Origin of the sequence: Pseudoalteromonas sp. C2R02, assembly GCF_018860845.1 — a bacterium.
Classification (GTDB): Bacteria; Pseudomonadota; Gammaproteobacteria; order Enterobacterales; family Alteromonadaceae; genus Pseudoalteromonas.
On the sequence record NZ_JAHKQC010000027.1, the window covers coordinates 150,055 to 174,354 of the forward strand.

Consider the following 24,300-nt stretch of genomic DNA (forward strand, 5'->3'; position numbering starts at 1 on the left):
CTAGAAGGTAATAAAATTTGAGCCAGTCAATAGAAAATTTAATTAACATCATGCAGAAGCTACGTACTCCTAATACAGGCTGCCCATGGGATTTAAAACAAACCTATCAATCAATTGTACCACATACAATAGAAGAAGCTTATGAAGTTGCCGATGCGATAGAGCAAGGGGATATGGATGAGCTTAAAAAGGAGCTAGGTGACTTGTTATTTCAAGTAGTTTTTTATGCACAATTGGCCACTGAAGATAAGCTTTTTGACTTTAATGATGTTGTTGATGCTGTGTGTGAAAAGCTGACACGTCGCCACCCACATGTTTTTGGTGAAGAAAAATTTGAAGATGAGCATAAAATAAAGCAAAACTGGGAAAATGAGAAAGCCAAAGAAAGACAGATTAAAGCAGGGGAGGCGATTTCTGTTTTAGCTGATATTCCTAAAAACTTACCAGCATTGAGCCAAGCAAATAAAATACAAAAACGTGTTGCCCATATTGGGTTTGATTGGCCTGAAATATCTGGTGCATGGGAAAAAGTAAAAGAAGAAGTCATAGAAGTAGAGGAAGAGTTAGAATTAGATTCAAACTCAGATAAAACTGCTGAAGAAATAGGTGACTTAATGTTTGCTTTGGTAAATGTTGCCAGACATGCAAAACGAGACCCTGAGCAATTATTGCGTCAAGCAAATCAAAAGTTTACTAATAGGTTTATGCAAGTGGAATATCACCTTAATAATCACAAGATTAAATTTGAAGATGCTACATTGGCGCAGATGGAGCAAGCATGGGATCAAGTGAAGATAAATGAGAAAAAGAAATAATCATATTTTTTATAATTCTCATTGAGAAAAGACGAGCTTTTTAGTATAATTTTTTCCCGTCTTGATTTCGTTTTTTCTCACATTTAGGGTTCTCATGAGTACAAAATTTATCTTCGTAACGGGTGGCGTTGTTTCATCTTTGGGTAAAGGTATTGCTGCTGCATCATTAGCTGCAATTTTAGAAGCGCGCGGCTTAAAAGTGACAATTCTAAAACTAGACCCATATATCAATGTTGACCCTGGTACTATGAGTCCAATTCAACATGGTGAGGTTTTTGTTACTGAAGATGGTGCAGAAACAGATCTAGATTTAGGTCACTACGAACGTTTTATTCGCACCAAAATGACTAAGAAAAACAACTTTACACAAGGCCGTGTTTTTGAAGATGTTTTACGTCGTGAGCGTAAAGGTGAGTACTTAGGTGCTACCATCCAAGTGATCCCACATATTACAAATGACATCAAACGTCGCGTAATTGAAGGTGCTGAAGGTTATGATATTGCTATGGTAGAAATTGGCGGTACAGTAGGTGATATTGAATCACTGCCTTTCCTTGAAGCAATTCGTCAATTAGGTACTGAACTTGGTCGTGAATCTGCATTATTCATGCATTTAACACTTTTACCTTACTTAGGTGCTGCTGGTGAACTTAAAACTAAGCCAACGCAACACTCTGTAAAAGAGCTTCGTTCAATAGGTATTCAACCTGACGTATTAGTATGTCGTTCAAATCGCACAATTCCTGCAAATGAACGCGCTAAGATTTCATTATTTACTAATGTTGAAGAAAAAGCGGTTATCTCATTAAAAGATGTACCGAGCATTTACCAAATTCCAGCATTATTAAAATCTCAAGGTTTAGATGATTTAGTATGTCGTCGCTTCCATTTAGATTGCCCAGAAGCAAATCTTGAAGAGTGGGAACAGGTTCTTTATCAAGAGTCTAACCCAACAACAGAATTAACGATTGGTATGGTTGGTAAATACATTGAATTACCAGATGCATATAAATCAGTAAATGAAGCATTAAAACACGCAGGTCTTAAAAACCGTGTCACAGTTAACATTCAATATGTTGACTCTCAAGACGTAGAAAGCAAAGGCGTAGAAGTATTAGCTGGTTTAGACGCGATACTTGTACCAGGTGGTTTTGGCGGCCGAGGTGTTGAAGGTAAAATCCGTACAGCACAATACGCGCGTGAAAATAAAGTACCTTACTTAGGCATCTGTTTAGGTATGCAGGTTGCTTTAATTGAGTACGCTCGTAATGTTGCAGGTCTTGAAGATGCAAACTCAACTGAGTTTGATTCAAACTCTAGCGCACCAGTTGTAGGCCTTATCACAGAATGGTTAGATTCAGAAGGTAAAGTTGAGCAACGTGATGAAGCGTCTGATTTAGGTGGCACGATGCGTTTAGGTTCGCAAAAATGTCATTTAACGCCGGGTTCTAAAGTACGTGAAGTATACGGTTCAGATGAAATATTTGAGCGTCATCGTCATCGTTATGAAGTTAACAATAACTTCATTGAAAAATTAGAAGCGGCTGGTCTTGCTTTCACTGGTTTATCTGAAGATAAAAAATTAGTAGAAATCATTGAAAATAAAGATCATCCTTGGTTTATTGCTGCTCAGTTCCACCCTGAGTTCACTTCAACGCCTCGTGATGGACACCCATTATTTGAAGGTTTTGTTGCAGCAGCCAAAGAATATCAAAAATCATCATTACCATCGTAATGACATAATAGAAGCCGTGCATTGACACGGCTTTTTTATTGCTAAAAATTAATACTGTTCTATTGAATGAGTATTAATATCCACGAATTACTAAAACTATCATTGGGAAGAGGAACTAAAATGTCAAAAATAGTAAAAATCATTGGTCGTGAAATAATGGATTCACGCGGTAATCCAACTGTTGAAGCAGATGTACATTTAGATAACGGTCTTTGGGGCCGTGCATGTGCACCATCTGGCGCATCAACAGGTAGCCGTGAAGCATTAGAATTACGCGATGGTGATAAATCACGTTATTTAGGCAAAGGTGTTCTAACAGCAGTAAATTACATTAATGGCGAACTTGGCCAAGCTTTAATTGGTCAGAATCCAGTTGAGCAAGCTAAAATTGATGCCATTATGATTGAGCTTGATGGTACAGAAAATAAAGAAAAATTTGGCGCAAACTCTATTCTAGCTGTGTCATTAGCAGTTGCTAAAGCTGCAGCACTTGATAAAGGTGTTGAGCTTTACGAACATATCGCTGATTTAAATGGCACTTCAGGCCAATATTCTATGCCAGTACCTATGATGAATATCATCAACGGTGGTGAGCATGCTGATAACAACGTTGATATTCAAGAGTTCATGATCCAGCCAGTAGGCGCATCAACTTTCACTGAAGCTTTACGTATGGGTGCTGAAATTTTCCATACACTTAAAAAAGTATTAAGTGATCGTGGTTTAAGCACTGCAGTTGGTGATGAAGGTGGTTTTGCACCAGATTTAGCATCAAATGAAGAAGCACTTGCTATCATTACTGAAGCTGTAACACTTGCTGGTTACGAAATGAATAAAGATATCACATTAGCATTAGATTGTGCTGCATCTGAATTCTTCGTAGACGGTAAATACGACCTTAAAGGTGAAGGTAAAGTATTTGATTCAGCTGGTTTCGCTGATTACTTAGCGGGTCTTTCTGAGCGCCACCCAATTGTTTCAATTGAAGATGGCTTAGACGAAAGTGATTGGGCTGGTTGGAAAATCTTAACTGATAAAATCGGTGAGAAAGTACAATTAGTAGGTGATGATTTATTTGTTACTAATACTAAAATCCTTAAGCGTGGTATTGATGAAAACATAGGTAACTCTATCTTAATCAAATTCAACCAAATTGGTTCGCTTACTGAAACTTTAGAAGCAATCAAAATGGCTAAAGATGCTGGTTTTACAGTTGTTATTTCACATCGTTCAGGTGAAACTGAAGATGCAACAATTGCTGATTTAGCGGTAGGTACTGCTGCAGGTCAAATCAAAACTGGTTCACTATGTCGTTCTGACCGTGTTTCTAAATATAACCAATTACTTCGTATTGAAGGTACTTTAGGCGATAAAGTTGCTTATAAAGGCCGTAGCGAAATTAAAGGTCAATAATAAATCTGCTCACTAGCATGATTTAAATAAAAGGTTTGGTTTTATACCAAACCTTTTCCATATTTGAAAATAACCTACCTATTAACTCTAAAATAATTCTAACATCTTTAAAAATCACTCAAAGCTTTTCATAACTCATTTATATTAAAGTTAACTATAAGTGATTTTCCGTGGCTATTAAATTAAAAGAACATGAAAATTCAACAACACAAGCACTGACTGAAGTAGCACTTGCTTTATCTATGGCATTTTTTGCACTGCTGATTTTGGCTTTAATATCTATGGGTGTGCCAGCAGAATCAAAACAGGTATCAGAGTTAGCTAAATCAAAAATAATAGAAGTTACTAAAGAAAATACAGACAAAGAAAAGCAAACAAAAGGGGAAGCGCTTAAATATGTGATTTATTATCATGGTCTTTTTTATGATACAGATCTGAATTCAATTAAAGCTAACAGTTTTAACCCTCAAGATAAGCTTATTTTAGCTATCGAAAGTAATTTGCCTATTTCTAAGGTTATTACACTTAAAACACAAATAAACAGCTCAAACCTTTCCATAACAACCTTAAACGAGCAATGGTTGTCACGTCTGGAGGAAATATAATGGTTTCAATAATCAAAATGTGTAATAGGAGCATAAGGAATATAGCTAATATTATTAAAGCCAGTTTTATCTTTATGTTATTACTGTGTGCTACTCATAATGCGCAAGCGTCATATCAATCTGAAAAATTAAAAGTGATGAATACTATCATTGAAAAGTCGATAGCATATGATCTAGACCCAATTTTGGCATTGTCAGTTGCCAAGGTAGAATCTAACTTTGAAGGCGATGCCTTAAGCCATGCTGGGGCGAGAGGTGTGATGCAAATTATGCCTGCAACAGCTATGGGGGAGTTTAATGTATCAGCAGCACAGCTTTATGATATCTCAACTAATATAGATATAGGCATTCGGTATTTAAAGCAGTTAATGAATATGTACGACCAAAGGTTAGATATTGCTTTATCTCATTACAATGGTGGCTCAGCTGTTAGGCAGTATGATGGCAGTTTAAAAGTGATCCCTGTAACACATAAGTATGTACGTAAAGTTATATCAACGAGCAAAAATTTTAAAAACCATGTATTTGTAAATAAACTAATAAAAAAACATATTAATGAATACTTTGCTAAAAAGAGTGACAGCGAAGCGGTATTGGATGAAAGTGATGACTATAAGTATTTATCAGAAGATGAATTAGCTAAATTAAGCCATATAAGAAAGATCAGACGTCACAATTTAACCCGCAATAAAAAATATAGAGCGCCGCAGCAAAGTAAAGAATCAAATATAAATAAACAAAGTAATCATGTTGAAGACATTAGCATGTTGACACGTAAGCAAAAAGTAAGACAATGGGAGTCAATTTACAAACCTAATGGTCAATTATCTAATTAGTGGTAATTTAGTTACTCATAATTGAATAAAGCATAAAAAGGTTAAGGAAAATAGAACAAAATAATGTAGGGCCTACAAATATCAATGAAAACCAAACACTTAAAGTTAAAAGTGAGTTGAGGTTTCTGTATGCAAAAATTATAGATATATTAACACATAAAGGTGAAATCTCCGGTGGTGACAAACAGGAGTTAAACACTTTAGCTCATGTTGCTGGGTTAGACGAAACGGCTTTAATGTGTTTTATTTCTGAGATAGAGCTCAGTATAAGAGAGCAACTAATACCGTTGAAAAATTGGTTAGCTAGCTTAGAAAAGCATATTTCAGTTATTGAAACAGATAATAAATTAAAAAAAGCATTAATTGAATCAGGCAAGGAAATTGGTTTAACGCAGCTACAGATCACTGATTTTTTTAAAGATAAGCTGCAAGAATTGAAATCAAATCCTACAAAACCAAATGAACAGAAAACAAGCAGGAACAACTCTGAAAACATTCAAAAATATTTAAAATCAATCATTCAAGTTTGCCAAGCCTATAAAAATAAAATAATTATAATAATAACCCTAATCGCTTTAACATTCACAGCGATAAGCTGGATTGAACATTTTCAATTAGAAGAAAATGCTTGGGAGAAAGCTAAAGAAACAAATGATATAGATAGTTATGAACGCTTTAGCCAATCTTTCTCTAATGGTGAGTATGATGAATTGGCGCAATCCAGAGCTGATGAAATTATTCATGATAAGTGGACTGCGGCTAAAGTTGAAAATTCAGAATTTGTTTATAAAAACTATATCGAAAAGAATCCTCAAAGCCCTTATCTAAAACAAGCGAAAGATAATTTAAATCAATTAATAACAGATAAAAAAGCTAAGTTTAATCAAGAAGATGATACTGTTTGGCAGCAAGCTAAATTAACTAATACAGAAGCAGCATATAAAAACTACTTATTAAAAATAAAACAAGGTAAGTATGTTAAACAGGCTCAAGATAAATTATCAAACCTCATTTTAACTCGTAAAAATAAAGCGATTGAATCAGATACTAAAGCGTGGGAATTAGCGAGTAAAAACGATACTGAGCAAAGTTATCGTGATTACTTACAAAACCAAGTTCAAGGTGAGTATATCGCTCAAGCATCAGAAAAAATGGCTAAATTAGAAAATAAACGTACATTTTTACACTCTTTTGATGTGCAATTTATAACGATCCCTTCAGGTGACTTTATGATGGGTGTAAAAAATATTTCTAGTTATGAAGTACCTGTGCATAAGGTAAAAGTTGCGACTTTTAAGCTTATGGCTACAGAAGTCACATTTGCATTATGGCAAGCATGTTATCAAGACAAAGCCTGTTTACATAAGCCTAAAGGTTTTATAAATAGTAAAAATAAACCTGTGGTTAATATCAGTTGGAATGAAATAACCAAACAATTTATACCTTGGTTTAATAAAAAAACAGGGCGAAAATATCGTTTACCTAGCGAAGCTGAATGGGAGTATGCAGCAAGAGCGGGAAGTTATGATAAATATACATGGGGCGACCGTATCAATTGCTCACAAGCGCGATTTGGGTATTATTCAAATCAGTGTGAAAAACAAAAGTATCCTGACGATGTTAAAACATATCCTAAAAATAGTTTTGGTTTATATGATATGCACGGTAATGTGAAAGAACTCGTGCAAGACTGTTGGAATGATAATTTTAAGAATGCACCCAATGATGGCTCTGCTTGGTTAACAGGGCGTTGTAGAAAGGCCGTATTAAAAGATGGCTCCTACAAAAGCAAACAAAGCCAATTACGTTTAGGTGTGAGATATCGTCACGATAAAAATGCACGTTTTGATGATGATGGTTTTAGATTAGCGCAAGATTTATAAACAGAGGAAGTGATATTTTGCAAAAAATGACAAGTGTGATCACTAACTTTGGTGTTAGTGATGAGCTGCAAGGCATCTTTTATTCTTTAAGAGAAATGCCGTCATTACATAACAGTGAACAAACAAAATTTAAAAAACATGAAATAGATAGCTTATCGCAAAATATAGTCTGTCGAAATTATGGCAGGCTTTGCTTAGAGTTAAGTTATCTATGTTTTGCTATCATCAATTATCAGGCGCCTGAAAAGAATGAAAATACACGTCGTTTTTCACCATTATTAAGCTACTTTTGGCAAAATGAGTTTTTATCACAAGCACATGTTAAAAATCACTTTCAAAACAAGTTTAGTAGTAATGAATATGAGATATTAATTACTGATAACCTACTGCGTGTAAACCTTAAAAGCACACAATTTGATATATCAATTTCTAGAGTAGGTTTACTCGCTGCACTTTTGGAGTTTATTGTTTATGTAGACCCTAATTTAATCAATGAATTTGAATTAAATTTAGTATCCGCAGACGCATCAAAAATAAAAGAAATCACATCTGACTTACAAAAAAAGATATATCAATTTTTAACGCAACATTTGTCATCAGCGCAAGAGCAGCGACGCTTTCGTTTTATGGCAAGCTTTTTAGATAATCAGACTACTTCAGAAAGTAAACTTGATAGCACGTCATGGCTAACCGATGAATATATTTTAAACTTTTGGTTTAATGCCAGTGAAGAGGGCAATAATTTAGGTTTTAAGTTATTTTCTAGCTGTTTCTATGAGTTGGTTTCATTTCATCATGCTTTATCTGTTTCTTATTCAAAAATAAATGCACGTTCATCTTTATCAATCGGTGAAAACATTGAAGCAGGAGAAGTCTCGGCAGACTTATTAGAGCAAACTTTAGTACAGCTACAACAAGATAAACTAGAGATAGATTGGTTAAATGAAAAACCTAAATTTTTAACAAAAAACCAAACCTTGGCTTTAAAACCCATTATTGAATGCTTTCCTTTTTCTAAAAAGTTAGTACTTACAGTTGCTAGAGTGTATGTATTTGGTAGTTGGCAAGCTGCAATAGTACAAGCTGCTCGAAAAAAAGATAACCAGTTAATCACTCAAAAAATCAATCAACCCCCTGAAACAAACTATCAATTATTCAATGCGTTAATATCTGAGATTTATCAGCAAATTATTGATACTTTGTGGGCTTTATTACATATAAACCATCAGCATAAACAAGTACAAATGTTTACTCTGTTTAATCAGTTAGTAACAGATAAAAAGTTACTAAAAGAATTACAAGCATTATTAGCACAGCAAGTAAGTGGTACTAAGATAAAAAATATCAATGCGCTATTTAATGAAATGGTTCAATGGCAATTAAAGTTACCTGAATTAAATAAAACATTAAAACATGCAAACCGAGTTTTTAATGCGAATAATAAAGCAGGGTTTAATACATTACCGCAATTGCAAGAACTTGATGTTTATCATGAAGGCCAAGACTTATTGCTAAAGTTAAAACAAGAGTTAAACTGCTTTATTGGTCAGTTAGATACATTGTTAAGCGAACAATCTCAGCAAGCTAATTCAAAAGATGAAAATTTTCGCTCAGATACTTTCATATTCTTTAATAAGTTAAATTCACTTTATGGAGTGAGCGATGAATAATGAACAGCAATCTTGTTACAATAGTTTGGCAGAGAAAGTTTATATTGCACATCAGCATCTAAAACAAATACACGAAACACAAAATCACTCAGTTGTTTTATTTGGCGATTTATTTGCTTATATATTTGCCAAAGATAAAGCTAATACATTAAAAATTGAGTTAGCCATCAAACAAAACTTAAATACTCGAAACCAGTATTTAATGCTACTTGAGCAATATCAGTTTTCAATAAGTGGCTATCAAGCAGCTGCAAGCAGTGAACATGATTTAAATGAACGATTTGGAGAAGGTTTTACTTTAAAATTTAAAGCGACTAAAAAACATGTTGATCAAATATATGTCATATTAATGATAGAACACAGTGCTGCGCATCATCAAACGGATGAAATTATTTTACACTGTCAATTAAACGAGCAAGTTAAACGCGTACAATTTCCTAACTTAATTGATGGCAGAAGCCAGCTAATACTCGAACAAGAATCACCAGAATATCAATTATTAAGTAATGCAAATGCAAAAATATTTTTATTATAATGAAAAGTCCTAAATGAAGAGCCATGTTTTTATAGCGACAACACAAGGCTTAGTTGCCGTTCAGGATATAGAGTTAATTGATGACCCTGATGTTATGTCACTTGTATGCCTTAATGGCACCGCGCAATCATTAAATATAAGTAATGCTTATCATAGTTTTGTAAAAAAAGGCTCTGGTATTATTCAAAAAGATTTTAATGGTCAGTCTTATCGCATTGATGTATCGGGCAATATAGATCATGGTAACAGCTGGCAATTAGGGTTTTATATTGCACACTATTTAGAATCAATTGATTTATTAGGAGATGGGGTACCTAATGAAAATGATCACATATTCTGTTTAACTGGCGAAATCAATATAAAAGATAAGTCAGTTAAAAATGTTACTCATATAACAACTAAACTCGCTCTAGCACAAAATCAAATCTCGACTTGGCAAAACTTAGGTTTTGATGTTAAATTTTTATTGCCAGTACAAGATGATTTAACAGAAAAACTAACACCTTATAAAGCATATTGCATTCAAGTTTCTGATTTAGAACAGGCGAAATCACACTTGCCTACAGCTAATAAGGAGGTGACTAGAAATATTCACTTAATTAATAAACCAGTGAACAGTTTAAAAAAAACATCTCCCCAGAACTATATAGCTCACAATAAAAAAGCACTATATTTGATTGTGCTTAGCGTTTTACTTTTATTATTTATTATAAATACACAGACTGCTCAAGATAATGAATCACAACAAAAGGTTGCGCTCTTTGAAGGTGATAACAACTCAGGAAATAAAGTTAATGTGACAAATGTAAACCCATATTTAATTGCACATGTTCGAGAAAAAACGTATTTAAATACCGATAATAAAAAGTGTGATGAGCCACTTTCTACAAATAAATTAGATTTAGTAAATGGTCGATTTAAAACTTTAGCACATGCCAAATTGTGTCAGTTATCATTTATCGCACCAGAAAACACCAAACAAGTGCTCATGTTTACGCGGTATAAAAAAGAACTTATTAATTTAAAACCTGAAAAAAACACTTGGCCGATCACAATACCGAGCAATTTAAATAATGACCTTTATTATTTATTACTGCCTTTATCTACAGCTCTTACTAATGCTCAAATTGTTGCTTTAAACAATGAAATAAAACAGATTAAAGGCCCTATAACAGTCGCTTCCATTTCACCTATTCTAAAACGATTATCAATAAATACGCGTTTACTTCAGCATAAACTAATGATTTTTTAAATTAATTTAAAATTAAATAATAATAAATTAATTATAACCCCCAAAAAATCCCCAAAGCTTTTCATAGTTAATTTCATACCAATAGATTTAATAATTTTGGAGTGAAAATGAAAATGCATCAGTTTATATATTTAACTTTAGCAACAAGCATCTCTTTATTAACGGGTTGTAGCTCAACTACACCTACTAACAAAGAAAGCCAGTCAGTCTCTAACATCACTGTTGTTGATTCCAATGTACAAGAGAAACAGCTTGAGTATGTTCAACCAGTTACTTTAGATGAAGACTGTAAACACAACGCTTTGGCTTTAGATAATGCAGCCAGAACATCAAGTTCAACGGCACAGTATTTAGCTTCAGCACGTTTATTATCAAATTGTATAAGTGACTTTTCGCATAAAGTGCCGTTGCACCTGTCACAAGATGTGATGCAACTGCATGCATTATCGATTTTTAATTACATAAAAGGCGGGGATGTAAGTCAGGCAAAAATGGCTTTTGTGCAATTTAAATCTGCATTTCCAGGGCAAGATTTATATTTCAACGATTACACCTCATTAATTGATACCGCAACGGCATTATTAGAGCCTTCTAAAATCAATGCGCAGCAGGTGGTTTCTTTAAATATTAGCCCGCAATTAAGAGAAGAACTTAAGCGTCGTCAATATTGGTTAAACCACTAAATAAAAATAGAGGAGAAAGTCATGTTATTACATAAAGTAGTTTTCTTATTCATATTAACCAGCTTTAGTTTTTCAGCTATGAGCTCTGCTGATGGTCAAAAGTCTAAAGTGAGTTGGCAACCGGTAGCAAGTGATAAACTGATCCGTTTACCTGTCAATATTATTGAAAAACGTGTTGAGCAAGACTTTAATATGTCGCCTATGGCATCTCGTGTTAGCAATATTGAAAAAGAAATGCTTAATACTGTGAATCAGATGAAAGCCTTAGGTGAGCAATTATCAAATGCGCAAGATGAAGATTTGATAGAACAGCGTCATGCTCTATTACAGCAAAAATCACATTATTTAGACTTGTTACAAGAAAGCCAAAGTTTAAGGCAACGAGCGTTAGCCACTAAACAAGATTTGTATTTAAATATTCTAGATAAAATTACCGCTCAAAATAAGTCAAATTCTAGCAGTTTAGGTTATCAGCTGCGTCAATCACAAAAAGCCGCCAGAGCTCGTATGGAAAAAATGATCACTCGTGTTGATCAGCACTTAGTGAATGGAGGCTATGATGAAGCATCACCGTATGCAACTGAGTATGCCACCAACTTAGATAAAATTAATCAGCTTAAAAACAAAATAAGCAAACATAGCGCAAATAAATCCCCCACATTAAATGGGGTAGAAGTCACGTCACAGGAATATTTGCGTCAATTATTAATTGATGTGTCATCAGAGCAATCACTGTTAGACCAAGAAGGTTTGTTATTAAGTTATATGGCAAGACTCGTTGCCTTAGATGCCAATGAGATGGAATACCAAATGTCTTACGGTGCAGATGAAATGGAAGTTAAAAGGCAAGAAATTACATCACCTTCAAGTGTTGCAGATCTATTTTTATAGGAATTAAGGAGCATATTATGAATACAGTAATGAAAACTAAAACGGTTATTTGTGCTTTATCAATCGGTTTTTTAGCAAGTGTTTTTTCTCTATCAGTAAATGCACAATCAGCTTTAACCCTTGAAAATTTAGAGCGAGAACGTGCTGCAATGTTAAATACATTTACCAGCGATCAAATCACACCTAAACAGCAACAAGTGAGTATGAACTCTAGTTACCGCAGATTAACTGATGTAGAGCGTATGGTGCTACGTGACGATAGATTGTTAAATAATCAGTCAGCAATCGTACAAAGAGCGTTTCAAAACTATGAACTGACATTTTTAATCCACGCGAGTGCAGAGAAAAACCTATTACCTATGGAGCTTTGGTTAAGTGAGCTGAATATTAGCAGTAAGAGTATTTTATCGACTAAAAAAGGGCGCCGCTAATGTCTACTATTGAGGTGAAAAATACATTATTAATGTTGAATTTTAGCCAGAATATAAAAAGCACGTTAGGGCTAATGGTAGGAGTTGGCATTATTTTATTAGCGCTAGTCAGCTTTGTTATGCAAATGAATTTAGCTGACTTATTTGTTTGGCTAGAAAAGGTATTTAGTTGGAGCTTTATCTTTTGTTATAGCGTGTTATTAGTCGTAGGTATATATGCTGGCGCTAAAGTAAAAACGGCCACTAATACTGAATATTGGTATGAAGTGGGTAGTCAAGTTTCAAATGGTATTGCAACTTTAGCATTAACTTTTACCTTACTCGGCATTAGCTTAGGCATTGGCTCTTTAGGGCAGCAGTCATTAACGCCAGAATCGGTTCATTTAGTGATAGGTGAGTTAACAACTCATTTTTCAACGGCATTTATGACAACGGTAATAGGGTTACCAACGGCAAACTTGATCAGAGCTTGGGTATCTTTACGTGCAATTTCTGATACACCAGAGCAAAGTTAAGCACTTTTACTATTGCCATTTTGTTGAATCATTAAGTTTAGATTTTAAAGAGGAAAAAATTATGAAAACACTTATTTGTAGCATTTTTTATTTAAGCGTTATTACTGCGGTTGGTTACCTTGCTTATAGTAATTCAAGCAGTAAAGCATGGTTATCAAGTGTATTTACAACACAAAACCAAGGTAAATCAACGCAAGATATGTTGATGGATATTACACAATCAATCAATACGCAATTTCAAACATTGCAGCAAAAAAATGAAAATCAAAGCAAAACGATTGCTATGTTAGAGAAACAAATGAATGAAATAAAAGCGCAAATGAAAGATATGTCAGATGAAGCAAGAAGAAAAGAGAGTAAACAAGAGCAACAAGTAGTTAAGCAAAATAAAATATCAGTTTCAGATGATACTTTTGGAACTAAAGTACAAACACCCCAAAATACGCAAAAGCAAGATATACAGGCCATAGCACAACGCAAAATGTCGTTAAGAGAGATCGCAGATAAAATGAATATGAAGGCGTTAAATAGCCTTAATCCAGGTTAATTATAGCTATAAAACTGATTTGATTGAGGTGACATTATTATGATTAATTTAAAGTCGAGCATTCAAAAGAAGTGGCTATTAATATTAACAACATCATTATGTTTAATAGCCATTTCATACCTTTTAAATCAGAAAATAATAGAGCAAAATCAAATAAAAGAGTTAGCTAATAAATTACTGCAGCAACAGCCAGAGCAACAAATTCAAAAAGAAAAACAAGCACCAAATACCACAGAGATCAACTTATCAAGTATTGAATTACCTGCACCACCAAAAATAAAAAGGGGTCTAAAAAGGGGTCGGAGTCAATTAAATCAAAATAAGCCAAATAAAATCGCAAATACAAAAAATCAAAACACTCAGAATAAAAGTACCAAAGCGATTAAACATCAAGATACAAAAAATGATAAACCAGTGACAGATCAGCAAGCGATAAAAAACTATCAAGATGTATTAGCTGGAAAAGGGCCTTCAATAGAAGTGGCATGGCCAAATTTAGTCAGTGAACGTGAAATGTTATTTCAGTTATTAACGCAATGCACAGGTATGAGGTTAGGTACCTTAAATAATGGTGATATTAACTTAATTGCCAACAGCCATGTGAAAAACGTAAAACTGAGTGATTTTGTGCGTATTATTAATGGCAAAATGACAAAAAGTGAAAAGTATCAATTTTCAAACACTCAATCGGGCACACCTGTAAGATTATTCCCGTTATCAATCGATATAAACCTAATTAAAAAGTTAAGTGAAACAAAAGCATACTATAAAAGTAAATCGATCACAGGGCAGTACCAAGTTGCTTTAGGCAATATTTGGCTAAAAGACATTACTTATGATGGTAGTAAAGCAAAAGGTCCAAGATTATTATGGCAAAATGATTGTTAACGACCTATTTATTTGGCTTAAATGCTGCATAATATAAAAGTATACTTATTAAGGCGGAAGTCAGAATGCGACTGTGGCACAGCATATTATTTTTGTTATTTAACTTATGTTCCCTAACGCCGGCCTTGGCTGCAGATAAACCCAATATTCTTATAATTGGTGAAGATGCTGCAGGTGATTCGGTACCTAGCGATAGCAGGATTTTCAAACGTGTTTTAGATGCTTTAATTAACCAAATGCATGATCGAGGCTTTGATGTGTATGATCAAGCAATATTGACCTTAGCAAATAAAAATATCGCTAAAATTCGCAGAACTGACCGTGAACTGATAGAAATAGCACGAGCCAGTAAAAGGCCTCCTATTGATATTGTTGTTATTTTTCAAATATATGCCAGCACACAAAATTTAGCTTCTCGCACCAGAATAAATACTTTGCTGATGGGCCGTTTATTAAATGTAAAAACAGGCAAGCACTTAGGTAGCTTTGAAGTCGATAGCGGTAAAAACTTTAACGGACCTGTTGAGTGTACACAAGAATGTATATTGACCGTGGTGGGAGATAAATCGCGGGTATTAGCAAATGACTTAGGTGCAGTATTAGCCGAAAAGCTATTATGGATGAATAATGGTGATGAAATATCAGATCATAATGATTCAAATAGCATGACAACTGAATATGCTCTGATCTTTGATGGTTTTAACGCTAAAGAATATATGGCAATAGAAGAGTATTTAGTGATTTTTTCAGGGTATGCTCATCATAGACCAATCGAAATCAGACATACCCGCAGTGAAATTTGGTACCAATCAACAATCGGCACTGCTAAGTTAGATCGCAACTTAAACAAAATGCTTGCTGAATTAGATATGCAAAGTGTTATTAATTTTGAAGGTAATACTTTTACAGTGAAAAGAATTACCTTTAGAAATAAAAAAGCAAAGGAAAATAATGAAGTTTGGTAAAGTTTATTTTGTTATATTTTTACTATTTTTTTTATTAACCGATAAAGCTTTAGCGCAATCAAACTGGCAACTCGTTGTTATACCACAAGGAAATATAAGTAAAAAACAAAATAATATCGCCCCTAAAGTATACTTAGATATCACAAGTGCACTCTCAACTCAGTTAGTAAATGATAACTTTACTGTATTTGATCAATCATTATTAAACTTAAATAATTGCATAAATAGAACCTGCGACGTGATCTCAGATAATAAATTATTAAGCTTAGCTCAAACCTATAATTATAAATCACAGCAATTAGCAGTTAATTTAGCCATAGTTTATCGAATAGAAATCTTTGATGAAACCATATCTAATGTTAAAGGAATGCGTTTCAATTTTTCAAGCTATTTAGTTGATTTAGACTCAGGCGAAAGAGTTGAATCGTATAGTGACTCTAAAAGGTATAACGATTTAACCGTAAACTGTGAAGGTGCGTGTTTTAAGCACTGGCAGGCAAAAAAAGCTTATGAATTAGCGCAAGATGCTGGTTATATATTAGCTTTAAAGATTAACCGATTACCTAAGCGTTATCGCTATGAGTTAGAGTTTAGTCGTTTTAATTCAAGTGACTTAAAAGCCGTCACTTCATTTTTAAATGCTATTTCAGAAAATAAAACATATATATCTTTGTCTGATTTTACAATAAAAGGGTCGGACTCAAATAATGAAAGTAATAAACTGATTACTTTGGCATCAAGTTATCCTGCTAGCGAGCTAAATCAATTATTGCAAAATGAGTTTGAGCAACACTCTTTAACGGTTTTAATTGATTATAGAAGTAAGTTAAGCAAGTTCACCATAGTCAAAAGTACATCACCTATACCAATACAGTTTTTAAGTGTGCTATTGATAGCTTTATTTTTAGGCGCTTTAATCTATTACTGTTTTTATAAGTTAAATCAAAAATCAGCCGTAAAAAAAGTAAAACAAGCGATTACAGCTAAAGAGTATTACTTAGCTTATTCTCTGTTAGATAAACAATTAAAAAACAAAAATATAAAAAAGTCAGTCGTGAGTGAGTTAGGCTTATTAAGAAAAAAACTTAATGAATATATAGTTTATATACAAGGGAATGTGGTTGCAGATAAGGCCTTGTCAGGCGTGCACTTTTTCATAGATAAACAAATCGATTTATGTAAAGTGAAAGCGGAGCATGACCATTTAACTATAAACAATCATCAGCTCCGTTTTGGTTATCAACATTTAGATGAAGCAGGAAAACAGTGCCAATTTATTTATAAAAACAATCACTTTTATTTGCTAGGGCAAGGCAGTAAATATGGTTGTCAATATAATGACACCCAGTTATTACAAGGCAGGTTAGTGCAAATAGAAGCTGATAGTAGGCTTCTACTTGCCAATGATATCAATCAAGATCTAAAGGCTTGCCAATTAATGCTTAATCTAAGTCAGTATGATTCTTCAGCTTTGATTATCTCTTTAAATTCATTACCTTTACAGTTTTTAGAGTCTAATGATTTAGCTATAGTATGGCCTGATCATGAGCTAGATTTAAATAAAACTTGGGTAATGCTTGGTGAACGACTAGCTTTAGGTACTCAAGATAAAAGCTTGATTGATATTGGCTGTATTAATGGCTCTGAGGCTATTGCTTATTTAAGTTATGATTCAGGTTATTTTATTGAACCTGTGAACAGAAAAGCGACTAAGTTAAAAATGAATAGCCAAGAGATATACGCTAAAGTTCCTATCGATAAAAATGCATTGATCAGCTTAGATGGCTGTGAATTTAGTTTAAATACCAAATTGAGCTTTTAAAATATCTCCAGTGAAATTTGTTTTTAAATAGAAACCTCTAGGTAAAGTCTGAATTATTTTACCATTAGGACCTATGGCATCAGTTAATGCTTTAGAATTAGCTGCTTTAGGTCTAATTTGCAGTACTTGACCTAGTTTTCCGTTGATTTGATCTATTTCACCAAGCGCAATCATTTCAATTTGTTGCTCCCAGTCTTTTTGTAATAATGCTTCTTGGCTTGGTGTAGGTTGCCATAAAAATCCTGAACCAATAATTCTTTGTTCAGGAGCGATATCTCTTTCAGATAAAATAGGTAGCCATAAAACATGATTAAGTTTCTTTTTAACAGGCGACTTTTGCCATGTTAGCCCTTGCAACTCTTTAAGAGGTACAACAGATACAAAAGTTGTTTCAATGGGCTTGCCTGAGTAAGAAATTGGTAGTGTTTTTAATTCAATGCCCAAATTAATAAAGTCAGGTTCAGGTTTAGAGCCTGCCATAGCACCTAATACCCATTCTATTAATTGTCCGATCCAGCCTTTTTCTCTTAATAAGTCTTTAGGTGTTTTAAATTGGTACTGAGACGCTAAATCACCTATTGTTAGCCCTGCAATATCATCAACGCGGCGTAATAATTCATTGATAGATTGTGGTGCACTAGGGCGCATGCTTGTGGACATTTTAAATACCGAACAATTTTAGGAGCTAAATAATAGCAAAAAATTGTTTTTAACCCTACTTTTCTTAATAAAACACTTGATATTTGTTTTAAAATTCAAATTTTTAAATTTAACAGTGTATAACTTTATAATAGTGTGTTTTTTATTCGATTTTATTTTTGTTGTTTTTTTATGACTCTAAAATAGAATTTAAATGAATATCCTTTTGTTTTTAATGTGTTTTTATTTTTTTTTGTTCTTTGTTTTTTTTATGTTTTAATAGTTTGAGCTTTAAAATACAGGAATATAAACACAGTTATCCACAGAATCTGTGGAAAAAGCTGTTTCAGTTATCTCGGTCTGTGGATTTGTTTGCAAAATATACGTATATGTTAAATGTTATGCACAGCTGTAATTATTATAATCATAACCTTGCCGTGGTAGATGCATTATGGAACAATCAACATAGAATATATGATTTTTAAGAGGCACTATAGGTGATTGACGCCGAAGGATTTCGTGCCAATGTTGGAATTGTGATCTGTAATAACCAAGGTCAGGTCTTTTGGGCTAGACGTTACGGTCAACATTCATGGCAATTCCCACAAGGTGGCGTAGATGATGGGGAAACCCCTGAAGAGACTATGTACCGTGAACTTCATGAAGAAGTAGGGCTATTACCTGAAGATGTTGAAATAGTAGCAAGCTCAAAACATTGGTTACGCTATAAGTTACCAAAAAGGCTGATCAGACGAGACTCAAGTCCAGTATGTATTGGTCAAAAACAAAAATGGTTTTTACTTAAGTTAAGATGTAAAGATGAAGATGTTAATCTATTAAAAACAAATCATCCTGAGTTTGATGATTGGCGTTGGGTGAGTTATTGGTATCCGGTACGTCAAGTTGTTTCTTTTAAACGAGATGTTTACCGACGAGTTATGAAAGAATTTGCGCCTATTGCAATGCCTTTTTATAAAAAAGAAACGCATGTAAAAGAGCCTTGGCGCCAACGAGATAAACGATATTAAACTCACAGTCCTTGATTAGGGAGAATAAGGAGTTTAGTTGTGATGCACAGTATATTGAGGCTAGTTTATTAAATGCTAGCCATACTTCGTAAAATTGCACAGGCTGTTTCTCAACAGCCTGATTTGACCAGTGCGCTTGAAACCTTTGTTTCTTTAGTTAAAGAATCAATGAAAACCCAATGCTGCTCAGTATATTTTGCTGATTATAATCAAGAAAACTTTGTATTAATGGCAACTAAAGGACTGAACCCTAAAGCTGTTGGTAAATTTAGAATCGGTTTTACTGAAGGCTTGGTTGGCCTTGTTGCACAACGTGAAGAGCCATTAAATTTAGCATTTGCTCAAGACCACCCTAGATTTATTTATTCCCCTGATGTTGATGAAGATAATTACAATGCTTTTTTAGCTGTGCCTATAGTGCATCAAAAAAAAATATTGGGCGTTATTGTTATTCAGCAAAACTTAGCCCGTGTATTTAGCCAAGATGAAGAATCATTTTTAATTACTTTATCGGCACAGCTTGCTTCACAACTGGCTCATGCTGAAATAAGTGAAATACTCAAGCAAGATGAAAAAGCGCATCAAACCACCTGTTTAAAAGGTGCTTCCGGTGCGCCTGGTATTGCCATAGGCGAAGCTTTTGTTGTAATGCCTAAGCTTTCGTTTGCAAATTTTGAATTGAAAAAAACTGATTTAGCAGTCAGCAGTCATATTGAGCAAATAAAATTATTTAGGCAAGCAGTTGCCGCTACTCGTAATGAATTTTCAACTATGTCACAGGAGTTAAGTGATACCTTACCTAACGAAGCTTTAGCTGTTTTTCAGGTCTATCAGCAGTTATTAGATGCCAAAAGTTTAGGCCAAAAAGTTGAAAAGGAAATAAAGCAAGGTTGGTGTGCTAAAAGTGCTTTAAAACGTGTTATTGAAAGTCTTGTTGGTCAGTTTATGGCGATGCAAGATAACTATATCAAAGAGCGTGCTATTGATGTTCAAGATATCGGTATACGGGTATTACATCATATTGTTGATACGGAATGCGCTTTAAAAACTTATCCAGATAGTATGATTTTGGTAACTGATGTACTTACACCAAGCATGTTAGCGCAAGTGCCAAAAGATAAACTAATGGGTATTATTAGTATTAGTGGTGGTTCAAATTCACATGCATCTATTTTAACTAAAGCATTAGGTATTCCAGCTGTTTGGGGTGTCACTGACTTGCCCTTATTACAAGTTGATGGCAAAGAAATGATTATTGATGCTTATGCATCAAAAGTTTACATTTCACCTTCTAATATTTTAAAACAAGAATATAGCCAGTTTAAAAAGCAAGAAGGCATATTACATGATCAGTTTGAATCTGAATATCAATTAGATGCCTGCACTTTAGATGGCGAGCATATTCAGTTATTGCTCAATGCGGGGCTTGAAGTCTCAACTGAGCTTACCAATGCGCACTTTTGCGACGGTGTTGGTTTATATCGAACAGAAGCTTGGTTTATGCAAAAGTCACAGTTTCCAACACAGTTAGAGCAAGAAAACTGGTATAGAGAAGTGCTCACTAGCTATCATCCATCACCTGTGATCATGAGAACACTCGATATAGGTGGAGATAAGGTTTTAAGCTATTTTGATGTTGAAGAAGAAAACCCATTTTTGGGTTGGCGGGGTATTAGATTTAGTTTAGATCACCCTGAGTTATTTTTAGAGCAGTTAAAAGCGATGCTTAAAGCCAATGCGGGTTTAGGTAATTTAAAAATATTATTGCCTATGGTTACTAATGTGACAGAGGTAGAAGAAGCGCAACGTTTATTAAAACAAGCTTACTTTGAACTAGAAGATGAATGGGCTGATCAATTCTATAAAATAGAGCAGCCAGAAGTTGGCGTTATGTTAGAAGTGCCTTCTAGTATATTTTTACTGCCTGAGTGGGCTAAAAAAGTAGATTTTTGTTCGGTAGGTAGTAATGACTTGACGCAATATTTACTTGCCGTAGATCGTACAAATTCGCAAGTTTCAGAATTGTTTGATCCTTATCATCCTTCAGTTTTAAGGGCGTTAAATCAAATTGCACAAAATTGCATGCAGCATGAATTACCATTTAGCTTATGTGGCGAGTTGGCTGCTGATCCTGAAGGTGCGATATTATTAGTTGCTATGGGTTATAGGAGTTTAAGCATGAACCCAAGTTCGATTAATAAAGTAAAATGGGTATTAAGAAGATTAAAAATTACAGACATGGAAGATTTACTCAAATCTTGTTTAGGGCAATCGTCAGCTATTGAAGTACATAGAATAATTCGCAACTTTATTATCTTAAATGGATTGAGCCAGTTACTTTATAAAGTTAAAGAAGCTTAAGTTGATATTTCTGTCGGATTAAGACATTGAGTATATAAAGTTAAAGCCGCATAAAGTAAAATACAAAAATAATAAAGATCGAATAATTTTTTAGCTTAGGACACGTATGAGTGATTTGTTGTGGGTTGTACTAAGCTGTGCACTTTTAGGATGCTTAGTTGGTTTTTTAGCTGGGTTGTTAGGTATAGGTGGTGGGTTAATTATCGTGCCATTTTTAAGTGCTATTTTAGTACACTTTAACTTGGTTGCATTTGATCAGGTTATGGTAATCGCAATTGCAACATCATTAGCATCAATCATTTTTACATCAAGCTCTTCTGCTATTGCTCATCATAAACACAACAATATTCCTAGGGATATCACACCTTGGATTATGGGAGGAGTCGCAGTAGGCGCATTAATAAGTGGCTTTATAGCAGGCTCAATTCCCTCAAAAATATTGAAAATTATTTTTGCTATTTGTGTTACATTTATCGCATTAAGAATGTTGATTAATTCAAAGCAAAAAACTCACAGAAAACTACCGAAAAAACCCGTTCTCACAGCTATGACAGCTTCTCTTGGAGGACTCTCAGGATTGTTAGGTATCGGTGGCGGTGCATTGCTAGTGCCTTTATTGACACATTTTTCAGTTAATATGAAAAAAGCCATAGGTTGTTCAGCTGCCTGCGGCATTGTGATTGCGATATTTGGTACTTTTGGTTATGTCTCGTCTGGTTGGTCTGTTACTCAGGTTAATCAAGGATTCGTAGGTTATGTGTATTTGCCTGCATTGTTGGCAATAGTGAGCACATCGGCAATTTTTGCCCAATTGGGGGCAAAAGCGACACAACATTTGCCGGTCAAGATTATTAAAAAGATTTTTGCAGTTATTTTAAGCATTATAGCTGTACGTATGTTATTAGTTTAAAAATTTATTTTATTTACTCAAAAGAATAAAAGTACTTTATAGGTATAAAAAATGAAGCAATATTTAGATTTAATGCGCCATGTAAAAGAACAAGGCACTAAAAAAGAAGATAGAACAGGCACAGGTACTATTAGCGTATTTGGCTATCAAATGCGTTTTAATTTAAGTGATGGCTTTCCATTAGTAACAACAAAAAAATGTCATTTAAAGTCTATTATTCATGAGCTTTTATGGTTTTTGCAAGGCGATACTAATATTAAATATCTTAAAGATAATGGTGTTAATATTTGGAATGGTTGGGCGACAGATGAAGGCGAGTTAGGTCCTGTTTACGGTAAACAATGGCGTAGTTGGGTAGGTCACGATGGTCAGGTAATAGATCAAATATCTGAACTAGTTGAGCAAATTAAAACTAATCCAGATTCACGACGTTTAATTATAAGCGCATGGAATCCGGCAGTTTTACCTGATACAGATTATTCACCAGCCGAAAACGCAGCTATGGGTAAACAGGCTTTGCCGCCATGTCATACATTGTTTCAATTTTATGTTTTAGATGGCAAATTATCATGTCAGTTATATCAAAGAAGTGCGGATATTTTACTGGGCGTTCCATTTAATATAGCAAGTTATGCTTTATTAACTATGATGTTGGCACAAGTATGTGATTTAGAAGTTGGTGACTTTGTTCATACATTTGGCGATGCGCATTTATATTTAAACCATATGGAACAAGTGGAAGAGCAATTATCACGTAAACCACACGCGCTACCAACGATGGCTATTAATCCTGAAGTAAAAGATATATTTGGTTTTAAATTTGAAGATTTTGAATTGAAAAACTATGAGTCTCATCCCGCTATTAAAGCGCCAATCGCAATTTAATTGATATAAAGGAATATAAAGTAAAATGTCTAAAGTATTAAAAGCAGTGATCCCAGTTGCAGGCCTTGGAACACGTATGTTACCTGCAACAAAAGCAATTCCAAAAGAAATGCTACCAATTGTAGATAAACCTTTAATTCAATATGTCGTGAATGAAGCGATATCGGCAGGGATAAAAGAAATTGTATTGGTTACACATAGCAGTAAAAATGCCATTGAAAACCATTTTGATACCAGCTTTGAACTAGAAGCAACTCTTGAAAAACGTGTGAAACGTCAGTTACTTGACGATATTCAATCAATTTGCCCTAAAGATGTAACAATTATTCATGTGCGCCAAGGCGTAGCTAAAGGTTTAGGCCATGCGATTGCGTGCGCCCATCCTATCATTGGCGATAGCCCATTTGTGGTAATTTTACCTGATGTCATTATGGATGATTTTAGTGCCGATCTTAAAAAAGATAATCTAGCACATATGCTTAAAATATTTGATGAAACTCAAAAAAGCCAAATTATGGTTGAACATGTGCCACACCATCAAGTAGATCAATTTGGTATTGTAGATATCAATGGTGTAGAGCTTGCACCTGGAAATGCAGCCGAAATCAAAGCTATGGTAGAAAAGCCACCTGTAGATGAAGCGCCATCAGATTTAGCGGTAGTAGGACGTTATGTTTTAAGTGAAAATATTTGGCCACTACTAAAACGCACAGCACCTGGTGCAGGTGATGAAATTCAATTAACAGATTCAATCGCCATGCTAATGGAAAACGAAGCTGTTGAAGCATATTACATGAAAGGCAAAAGCCATGACTGTGGTAGTAAAATAGGCTACATGAAAGCCAATATTGAATTTGCATTAAGACGCGATGATATGAAAGAAGAATTATCAGAGTTTATTAAAACGTTAGTATAAAAATTGTAATGAAAAAGTGCCTGCTGGCACTTTTTTTGCATTTGTTCTACTGTTTAGTTCAATTTTGGTAGAAAT

At 34.2% G+C, this 24,300-nt stretch carries 23 protein-coding genes; 22 read left to right on the forward strand and 1 reads right to left on the reverse strand.

The window, feature by feature from the left end:
- Positions 1-17 precede the first annotated feature (17 nt).
- The 17 genes from mazG (at position 18) to KO527_RS09955 (ending at position 17,486) form a co-directional block, all read left to right on the forward strand.
- Complete coding sequence (mazG, locus tag KO527_RS09875) at positions 18-815, forward strand: nucleoside triphosphate pyrophosphohydrolase (protein WP_289847682.1); 798 nt, start codon at positions 18-20, stop codon at positions 813-815.
- Positions 816-909: 94 nt separating this feature from the next.
- Complete coding sequence (locus KO527_RS09880) at positions 910-2,550, forward strand: CTP synthase (protein WP_042143093.1); 1,641 nt, start codon at positions 910-912, stop codon at positions 2,548-2,550.
- Between the two features lie 120 nt (positions 2,551-2,670).
- Positions 2,671-3,963, forward strand: a complete 1,293-nt coding sequence (gene eno / locus KO527_RS09885) for a phosphopyruvate hydratase (RefSeq protein WP_216040145.1) — start codon at positions 2,671-2,673, stop codon at positions 3,961-3,963.
- Between the two features lie 170 nt (positions 3,964-4,133).
- Positions 4,134-4,568, forward strand: coding sequence for a hypothetical protein (locus KO527_RS09890; protein WP_216040146.1), 435 nt, complete (start codon positions 4,134-4,136; stop codon positions 4,566-4,568).
- Positions 4,568-5,404 (forward strand): lytic transglycosylase domain-containing protein, encoded by an 837-nt coding sequence (locus KO527_RS09895; protein WP_216040147.1) that lies wholly within the window; start codon positions 4,568-4,570, stop codon positions 5,402-5,404. Before KO527_RS09890 ends, KO527_RS09895 begins: the two co-directional genes overlap by 1 nt.
- 116 nt (positions 5,405-5,520) lie before the next feature.
- Positions 5,521-7,287, forward strand: a complete 1,767-nt coding sequence (locus tag KO527_RS09900) for a formylglycine-generating enzyme family protein (RefSeq protein ID WP_216040148.1) — start codon at positions 5,521-5,523, stop codon at positions 7,285-7,287.
- 17 nt (positions 7,288-7,304) lie between these two features.
- A complete protein-coding gene (locus tag KO527_RS09905) occupies positions 7,305-8,957 on the forward strand; it encodes a hypothetical protein (protein WP_216040149.1) in 1,653 nt (550 codons plus the stop codon).
- Entirely contained in the window at positions 8,950-9,492 is a 543-nt protein-coding gene (locus KO527_RS09910) for a hypothetical protein (RefSeq protein WP_216040150.1), read from the forward strand. The genes KO527_RS09905 and KO527_RS09910 overlap by 8 nt, the downstream gene beginning before the upstream one ends.
- A 13-nt stretch (positions 9,493-9,505) precedes the next feature.
- Positions 9,506-10,744: a hypothetical protein gene (locus tag KO527_RS09915; protein ID WP_216040151.1), complete on the forward strand. Its 1,239-nt coding sequence runs from the start codon at positions 9,506-9,508 to the stop codon at positions 10,742-10,744.
- A gap of 107 nt (positions 10,745-10,851) precedes the next feature.
- Entirely contained in the window at positions 10,852-11,427 is a 576-nt protein-coding gene (locus KO527_RS09920; protein ID WP_216040152.1) for a hypothetical protein, read from the forward strand.
- 21 nt (positions 11,428-11,448) lie between these two features.
- Positions 11,449-12,318: a hypothetical protein gene (locus KO527_RS09925; RefSeq protein ID WP_252733599.1), complete on the forward strand. Its 870-nt coding sequence runs from the start codon at positions 11,449-11,451 to the stop codon at positions 12,316-12,318.
- Positions 12,319-12,335: 17 nt separating this feature from the next.
- Positions 12,336-12,749 carry a hypothetical protein gene (locus KO527_RS09930; RefSeq protein ID WP_216040153.1) on the forward strand — a complete coding sequence of 138 codons (414 nt, stop codon included), beginning with the start codon at positions 12,336-12,338 and terminating at the stop codon, positions 12,747-12,749.
- Entirely contained in the window at positions 12,749-13,264 is a 516-nt protein-coding gene (locus KO527_RS09935; RefSeq protein ID WP_252733601.1) for a hypothetical protein, read from the forward strand. The genes KO527_RS09930 and KO527_RS09935 overlap by 1 nt, the downstream gene beginning before the upstream one ends.
- Before the next feature lie 61 nt (positions 13,265-13,325).
- The gene (locus tag KO527_RS09940; protein WP_216040154.1) at positions 13,326-13,811 is read left to right on the forward strand and encodes a hypothetical protein; all 486 of its coding nucleotides are present in this window, start codon (positions 13,326-13,328) and stop codon (positions 13,809-13,811) included.
- A gap of 39 nt (positions 13,812-13,850) precedes the next feature.
- Positions 13,851-14,699 carry a hypothetical protein gene (locus tag KO527_RS09945; protein WP_216040155.1) on the forward strand — a complete coding sequence of 283 codons (849 nt, stop codon included), beginning with the start codon at positions 13,851-13,853 and terminating at the stop codon, positions 14,697-14,699.
- A gap of 65 nt (positions 14,700-14,764) precedes the next feature.
- Positions 14,765-15,664, forward strand: a complete 900-nt coding sequence (locus KO527_RS09950) for a hypothetical protein (protein ID WP_216040156.1) — start codon at positions 14,765-14,767, stop codon at positions 15,662-15,664.
- On the forward strand, positions 15,651-17,486 hold the full coding sequence (locus KO527_RS09955) for a hypothetical protein (protein ID WP_216040157.1): 1,836 nt from the start codon (positions 15,651-15,653) through the stop codon (positions 17,484-17,486). The genes KO527_RS09950 and KO527_RS09955 overlap by 14 nt, the downstream gene beginning before the upstream one ends.
- Here KO527_RS09955 and mutH read toward each other — a convergent pair.
- Entirely contained in the window at positions 17,463-18,134 is a 672-nt protein-coding gene (gene mutH / locus KO527_RS09960) for a DNA mismatch repair endonuclease MutH (protein WP_216040193.1), read from the reverse strand. The two genes, KO527_RS09955 and mutH, sit on opposite strands and share 24 nt — an antisense overlap.
- 488 nt (positions 18,135-18,622) lie before the next feature.
- Between mutH and rppH the strand changes: the two genes are divergently transcribed.
- From rppH to galU, 5 genes are all read left to right on the forward strand, one after another.
- Positions 18,623-19,153: an RNA pyrophosphohydrolase gene (rppH, locus tag KO527_RS09965; RefSeq protein ID WP_216040158.1), complete on the forward strand. Its 531-nt coding sequence runs from the start codon at positions 18,623-18,625 to the stop codon at positions 19,151-19,153.
- Positions 19,154-19,225: 72 nt separating this feature from the next.
- Positions 19,226-21,514, forward strand: a complete 2,289-nt coding sequence (ptsP, locus tag KO527_RS09970; RefSeq protein ID WP_216040159.1) for a phosphoenolpyruvate--protein phosphotransferase — start codon at positions 19,226-19,228, stop codon at positions 21,512-21,514.
- 106 nt (positions 21,515-21,620) lie between these two features.
- A complete protein-coding gene (locus KO527_RS09975) occupies positions 21,621-22,424 on the forward strand; it encodes a sulfite exporter TauE/SafE family protein (RefSeq protein WP_216040160.1) in 804 nt (267 codons plus the stop codon).
- A 51-nt stretch (positions 22,425-22,475) separates the two neighbouring features.
- Complete coding sequence (locus KO527_RS09980) at positions 22,476-23,309, forward strand: thymidylate synthase (protein ID WP_216040161.1); 834 nt, start codon at positions 22,476-22,478, stop codon at positions 23,307-23,309.
- A 25-nt stretch (positions 23,310-23,334) separates the two neighbouring features.
- Entirely contained in the window at positions 23,335-24,225 is an 891-nt protein-coding gene (gene galU, locus KO527_RS09985) for a UTP--glucose-1-phosphate uridylyltransferase GalU (RefSeq protein WP_216040162.1), read from the forward strand.
- Positions 24,226-24,300: the final 75 nt, after the last annotated feature.